General features: G+C 71.7%; 6 protein-coding genes and 1 pseudogene. 1 reads left to right on the top strand and 6 read right to left on the bottom strand.

What is annotated here, in order from left to right; all coding sequences use genetic code 11:
- The 6 genes and pseudogenes from ABD419_RS20155 to ABD419_RS20130 all read right to left on the bottom strand — a co-directional run.
- Window positions 1–1,816 (bottom strand): annotated as a pseudogene (locus ABD419_RS20155) (hypothetical protein); the annotation flags it as partial.
- Complete coding sequence (locus tag ABD419_RS20150) at window positions 1,813–2,559, bottom strand: hypothetical protein (protein WP_344490221.1); 747 nt, start codon at window positions 2,557–2,559, stop codon at window positions 1,813–1,815. The pseudogene ABD419_RS20155 and the gene ABD419_RS20150, both read right to left, overlap by 4 nt.
- Before the next feature lie 4 nt (window positions 2,560–2,563).
- Window positions 2,564–2,893: a hypothetical protein gene (locus ABD419_RS20145; protein WP_344490218.1), complete on the bottom strand. Its 330-nt coding sequence runs from the start codon at window positions 2,891–2,893 to the stop codon at window positions 2,564–2,566.
- Between the two features lie 132 nt (window positions 2,894–3,025).
- Window positions 3,026–4,075 (bottom strand): hypothetical protein, encoded by a 1,050-nt coding sequence (locus ABD419_RS20140; RefSeq protein WP_344490215.1) that lies wholly within the window; start codon window positions 4,073–4,075, stop codon window positions 3,026–3,028.
- Between the two features lie 43 nt (window positions 4,076–4,118).
- Window positions 4,119–4,412: a hypothetical protein gene (locus ABD419_RS20135; RefSeq protein WP_344490212.1), complete on the bottom strand. Its 294-nt coding sequence runs from the start codon at window positions 4,410–4,412 to the stop codon at window positions 4,119–4,121.
- Window positions 4,405–5,223 carry a hypothetical protein gene (locus tag ABD419_RS20130; RefSeq protein ID WP_344490209.1) on the bottom strand — a complete coding sequence of 273 codons (819 nt, stop codon included), beginning with the start codon at window positions 5,221–5,223 and terminating at the stop codon, window positions 4,405–4,407. The genes ABD419_RS20135 and ABD419_RS20130 overlap by 8 nt, the downstream gene beginning before the upstream one ends.
- A 397-nt stretch (window positions 5,224–5,620) precedes the next feature.
- Between ABD419_RS20130 and ABD419_RS20125 the strand changes: the two genes are divergently transcribed.
- Complete coding sequence (locus tag ABD419_RS20125; protein ID WP_344490206.1) at window positions 5,621–6,415, top strand: hypothetical protein; 795 nt, start codon at window positions 5,621–5,623, stop codon at window positions 6,413–6,415.
- Window positions 6,416–6,449 lie beyond the last annotated feature (34 nt).

Below are 6,449 nucleotides of genomic sequence, written 5' to 3'. Positions count from 1 at the left end.
CGCCCGCGGTGCCGCCGCGCAGGCCCGAGCCGCTCCCGGCCCCGCCGGGGACGCTGCCGCCCCCGCGCAGGCCCGAGCCGCCGCCGTACCCGCCGGGCTTGCCGCCGCCGGTGCCGGTGAGCCCGCGACCGCCGGTGCCGCCGGGCTTGACCGCCCCGGGGCCCGCGTTGCGGATCGAGGTGTAGCCGGGGATCTTGCCCGGCGTCTTGCCCGTGGTCGACCCGGGCTTCAGGCCGCCGCCGCCCACCGTCGAGGGCGGGCGCAGGTTGCTGGGGACCAGGTTGGTGCCGCCGCCGAGGCCGCCGCCGCCCAGGCCGCCGCCCGAGAGGCCGCCACCGCCGCCGAGGCTCCCGGGCGTCGCGCCGCCCAGACCGCCGCCGCCGAGCCCGCTGCCCCCGCCGGCCAGACCGCCGCTGACGCCGTCGAGGTCGGGGGACTCGGGGGAGTTGTACGGGCTGAGGCCGCCGCTGCCGTCGATCCCCCCGGGCGGGGCGCCCGTGCTGCCGAACCCGCCGGTGCTCAGGTTGTCCGGGTCCTGGCTGGCGCTGAACGGGTTCTCGTCGTCGAGTCCGTTGAGGCCGTTGGCGCTCGAGTAGTCCCCGGGCGGGTTGCCGGTGCCGTTGAGCCCGCCGGCCGAGTCGAGGCCGCCGCCGGAGCCGTTGAGCCCGCCGGGCGTGTCGCTCAGCTTCGTCAGGTTGTCCGGGCCCGACATGCCGTCGAGGCCGGAGCCGTCGACCTCGGGCATGCCGCCCCCGCCGCCGGTGTCGAGCCCCTCCGGGGTCGGGATGTCGACGTCGGGGCCGTCGTTGAACGTGGTCTGCTCGCCCGGCTTCGCCTCGGGCTCGATGTCGGTGACCTGGGCCTCGACGTTGCTGTGCCGCTCGGTCACCTCCTCGTTGACCCGCGCGGCCTCCTCCTCCAGCTGGCTGGAGCCCTGCGTGCCCAGCGTGTCCAGGCGCTGGCTCGCGTACTCCTCGGCCTTCGACTCGGCGAGGGCCTGCCCCTTGAGGCCGCCCTCCTCGTAGTCGGGGTTGGCGGTGACGTACTCGTTCCACATGTCGTACGTCTGCTGGCGGCCCTCGCTGACCTCGTCCACGATCTGCGGGTCGAACCCGGCCAGCTCCAGGGCGGCCTTGGTCTCGTCGTTGGCGCGGATCTCGCAGTTGCGGAAGAACGGCGGGCGGATGTGGATGCGGTGCGAGCCGCAGCTGGTGCCCTCCATGTAGAACTTCGGCGCGGGGTAGACGCACGCGGTGCCGCCCTGCTGCTCGAAGATCTCCGACTGCTTGGTGTCGAGGATCTTGACGACCCCGTCCGTGCCGCTCTCGCCGCCGATGTCGTTGAGGATCGTCTTGCAGTTCTTGATGACCGTCTCGGCCTGCTCCTCGAACGCGTCGAAGTCGTCGCCCTTCCAGGTCGACGACAGCGCGGTGAGGCCCTGCTCGAGCTTGGGGCCGACGATCCGGAACGACTCGTAGAAGTCCGACCAGGCGTCGCGGATGGTGTCGATGGCGTAGTCGGCCTCGGGCTGGGGCCGGATCGACTTGACCATGCTCTGGATGGTCTGGCCCTCGGGGAGCATCATCGTGCCCTCGCGGGCGGCGCGCAGGCTGTTGATCTGCGACGCCTGCGGCACGGCCGACATGAGCTTGACCCAGGCGGCCTCGGCGGGCTCCTCGACCTTGCAGGTGCAGTCGCCGGTCTCGCACGAGGGCTTGACGAGCAGGCTGTTCTGCGCCACGGTGAACTGCGAGGACGACTGCCCCTCCTCGATCTTGCCGTAGTCTTCCTTCTCGATCTCGGCTGCTTCGGTCACTGGCCCGCCTCGCTCTCGGCTCGCTGGAGGATGTCGTTCTGGATCTGGGTGAGGTGCTCGCCGGCGATCCAGGCGACGAGCGATTCGTTCGTGAACGGGTACACGGCCATCTCCTCGGCGCTGGAGTCCGGGTAGAACTCGGGCGCCGACTCGTAGGCGCCGGCGCCGGGGTCGTGCAGGACGTCGACGGACAGGTAGACGATCCAGTCGCCCTTGCGCCCGTAGGCGTCGACGTAGAAGCGGTTGTCGGTGTCGGCGGCGATGTAGAGGCTCTCGTCCCAGTCCCCGCCGAGCTCGCCCTCGGTCTCGCCGGTGTAGGCGATGCCCGCGGCGTTCTCGCGGCGCTGGGCGATCCGGTCGGCGAAGTTCGCCTCGGCCTCGGCCTCGTCGTTCCAGGGGGCCAGGCCGCCCCGGACGGCCGCGTCGCCGGTCGCCGAGTACTCGAAGGTGCCCTGGACGTCCTCGAACGTGGCGAGGTCGAACAGGCCCGCGCACCCGGCGGACTCGGCGTCGATGCCCTCGCCGATCGGCGTGCTCTGGAGCTCGCCGTCGACGGCGACGGCCCCGAGCTGCGCCTGGAGGCCGGCGAAGTCCCCGAAGACCTCGCAGCCGAGCCAGTCGCCCATGACGGCGTACGAGCCGGCGGGCGCCTCGGGTCCGTCCGCCCCCGGATCGGTTCCCGAGCACCCGGTGAGCGCCAGGGCCGCGAGGGCGAGTGCGGCGGTGCCGCTCGTCCTGCGCACCGCGCTACCCGCCCAGCTCGGACTCGTAGTCGGCCATCTCGGACGCGGCCGCCTCGTCGGTCTCCTCCGCGTTGTCCGACGAGGACTGGAGGGTCTCCATCATGCCGCTCAGCGAGACGCGGAGGTTCTGGAGGTTGTCCCAGGTGGTCGAGTGGAAGGTCTCGTAGTTGGTCCGCGCGGTGGCCGAGGCGTCGAGCTGGCCGAAGGCGGGGAGCCGTCCGAGGACCTGTCCCTTCTTGAGCTGGGGGATGATCTCGTCGAGGTGGTCCAACTGCTCCTGGATCAGGGTCTTGTACTCCTGGATCGCCTCGGGGTCGATCTGTCGTGATGCCATGGGGTCGCCGATCTGTGCCAGTCGCGGCGTGGTGCCGGTGCGTGCCGCGATCGTCCGAAAGGGTATGAATACTTCGTATTTAGTTCAGCGCGTCCACCATACTGACGCGCGCGAGCCTGCGGCCCACCGGGATCAGGCGGCCGCCTCGCCTTCGGCGCCCTCTTCCTCGGGCTCCGGCTTGGACCCGTCGGGGCGCCAGCTGGGCGCCTCGTCCCCGGCCCTCGCCTTGTCCCCGAAGGTGTCCGGGATGAAGTCGTAGGCGCCGACGTCGACGCCGGCGTCGGTCATCTTGTTCGGGGCGTCGTCGCCCGCGGCGTTGTTGCCGATGTTGTAGATCCCCTGCGCGCCGACGCCGCCGATGAGGCCGGGCCCGGCCTTCATGAGCGCGCCGTTGGCGCCGGTGGAGATCTTGCTGAGCATTCCGCCGGTCGCGCCGCGGCCCGGGGCCATGAGCTTGACGACCGCGAGCTGGGCGAGGCCCTGGAGGAAGCTGTAGCCGGTGGAGCCGATCGTGGACGCGGGGCTGATGATGTTCCCGTTGGCGGCCATGTTGATCCACGTCAGCGTCATGTTCGCCGCGATGAACCCCGCGAGGACCTTCGCGGCCATGCTGCACGCCTCGTCCATGACCTTGAGCGCCGCCAGCGAGGTGGTCCCGAACGTCATCGCGGTGGCCCGCCACGACAGCGCCATGATCGGCCCGGCCGGGACGAACTGCTGCACGATGAGGGTGGTCACCGCCAGTGCCATGAGGACGGTCGCCATGACGAGCATGATCGGGATCATCACGCAGAGCATGAGCCCGATGGCGAACATCGAGATGCCCAGGTGCATGGCGAACGCGTGGATCGCCTGGAGCTGGTTGACGATCTTCTCGGCCTTGGCGTCGAAGGCGTCGCGGTCCTCGCCGGACCACGCGTCGGCGGCGAGGCCGTCGAGCCGGGCCTGGAACGCCTCCCGCGCCTCGTCGAACTTCTGGGCCATCTGGAGCCACTGCGCGGCGCCGGTGAGGATGTCGCCGGGGTTGCACTGGTTGAGGTAGATGATCCGCGAGAGCTGGATGCAGGGCCCGCCGAAGACGTAGGCGGGCAGCGTGATGTTGACGGCCGCGAGCGGCGCCATGTAGCCGTACGCCGACGCGGCCCCGGCGAACTGCTCGGGGTCGGGTGCCTGGTATGCCATGGGGGAGTTCCTTATCGGTGGGCGGCGGTCGCCGGTCGGAGGGTCACTTGAAGCTGTCGGCGGCCGCGGTGTCGGAGTCCTCCCAGGACTGGGCGGTCTCCGCGAGGGCGGTGTTGAGGGCGTTGAAGCACTCGGCGGCGCCCTGGATCATCTCGATCATGTAGCCGCTGGCGAGGATGTGGGCCGAGGCCAGCGTGGGGTGGACCGAGACCATGAGCATCTGGTCGAGCTCGCGGATCTCGGGGATGATCGGCATCGCCTCCTCCATCTTGGGCGCGACGTCGGCGACGATGCCGTCGGAGAGGTCGCGGAGGACCTGGGGTTCGATCTCAGGCAAAGTGCCCTCCCTGCTTGAACATGCCGGCGATGCGGTCCTGCTGGTGGCGGAGGTCGGTGACGAGGCCGACGCCGTCCTTCGCGACGGTCTCCGCCTCGCCGACGGCGGCCTTGGCCTCGTCGGGTCCGACGGGGAGTCCGAGCCCGGTGAGGTACGCGGACTGCTTGGCGTCGAGGTCGGCGACGGCCGCGGCGGCGGTCTCGGTGAGCTCCGCCGACAGCGCCTTGGCCCCGATCTCCAAGGCCCGCTTGGAGAGGATCACTTCGGCCACGGGGAACTCGAGGGTCGACTCCACGGTGACCAGTCGGGACTCGCTCTTGGCGCGCCCGACCGGGCCGGGCTCCTCGCCTCTGCCGGTGCCCGGCGGCGTCGCCTGGAAGCGCTTCCACATGTCCAGTGCCGCATCGAGAGCGGCGAGTCCCGCCGGATCGAGGGAGAGGCCCTGGCCGCCGAACGGCCGCTCCGGCAGCGAGGGCCTGCGGTCGGCCTCGGTCGCTTCGTCGTCGAGGGCGGCGGCGCGCTCGGCGATGACGGCGGCGAAGCCGCGTTCGCGGATGCCGTCGCGGAATGCCTCCAGTTCCCCGATGGCGTCGCCGATGTCGGGGCCGGAGCCCTCCTCGAGGGCGTCCTCCATGGCCGCGTGGGCGGCCTCGCGGGCGGTGGCGGTGACGAGCTCGGCGAGGTCGCGGGTGTACATGCGCTCGGCGCCGGCGGCGAGGTCGATGCGGGGGGCGGCGCCGGCCGCGACGGTCACCGTCACATTGCCGCAGGCGCTGGTCAGAGAGCGTTCTCTGAAGGGGGCGTCGGTCAACGGTGCTCCTGGCGAGGCTGGGGCTCGGATGCTTGGCAAGCCAATATTATGCAGTCTTTTCGGAAGTATGGGACCCCCGGGCCCTGAAGTCAACGAGGGCAGTCAAAGGCGCCCGCCGCGGCGGAAAGCCCGGGACCAGGCGATTCGGACGCCAGTACTAACTCACTTGTGGACTTGCGGTTGCTTTCGTCGCCGCGCCCGGTAAAAAGTGCTTGAACTCTCAATCAACCGGCAACGCTTTCGTTATCGAGATTTAACGGGAGAGCGCTGTCTGTTCACCCCCGCCGGCCGCGCCCGAACCCGTCGACCAGCGCCCCCAGCGCGAACTCGAACCGGTCCTCGGGGCCTCCCGCCGCCGCTGAGGAGCCGGGGTGCCGGCCTCCCGTAGGCTGGCGCCATGGTCGAGGCGAGGGCGGTCGGGTGGGAGGCGCGGACGCGCCCGGGCTCGGCGGCGCCGAACGAGGACCTGCACCTCGTCGGCGACCACTGGGCCCTCGTCCTCGACGGCATCACCCGCTACCCAGACGACGGCTGCGTCCACGACGTCCCCTGGTACGCGGCCGCACTCGGGGCGGCCGCGGCGGACCGCATCGGGGGGCCGCACGGCCTCGCCGCGGTCCTCGCCGACGCGATCGCGGCCGTCAACGCCCGCCACTGCGCCACCTGCGACCTCGCGAACCCGGTCTCGCCCGGCGCCACGGTCGCGATGGTCCGCTGGCGGGCCGACCTCGAATGGCTCGTCCTCGGCGACTGCGCGATCGTGCGGCGCGACCGGGACGGCGGCGTCGGCGTCGAGACCGACGGGCGCCTCGCCGCCCTCCCCGGCGTCCCCGCCGTCGACGTGGCGGGCGTGCGGCGCTGGCCCGTCGAGCACGTCGCCCGCGTGCGCAACCGCGAGGGCGGCTTCTGGGTCGCCTCCACCGACCCCGCCGCCGCCGCGATGGCGCGCACCGGCGCCCTGCCGCTCGCCGACACCGCCGACCTGCTGCTGTGCACCGACGGCCTGACCCGCCTCGTGGACCGCTACGGGCACTCGTGGACCGAACTCGCCGCCCTCGCGTTCGACCGCGGGATCGACGCGGCCCTCAACCTCGTCCGCGGGCACGGCGACCGCGACGAGCGCCCGCGGGCCAAACGCCATGACGACGCCACCGCCGTCCATCTGCGGTTCCCCGAATTTGCATCGTTGTAGAATCGTGGCCGACCGACCGGCCGACTAGGAGGTG

Source organism: Glycomyces endophyticus, from assembly GCF_039531525.1.
GTDB lineage: Bacteria > Actinomycetota > Actinomycetes > Mycobacteriales > Micromonosporaceae > Glycomyces > Glycomyces endophyticus.
This window is presented reverse-complemented; position numbering and strand designations above follow the sequence as displayed.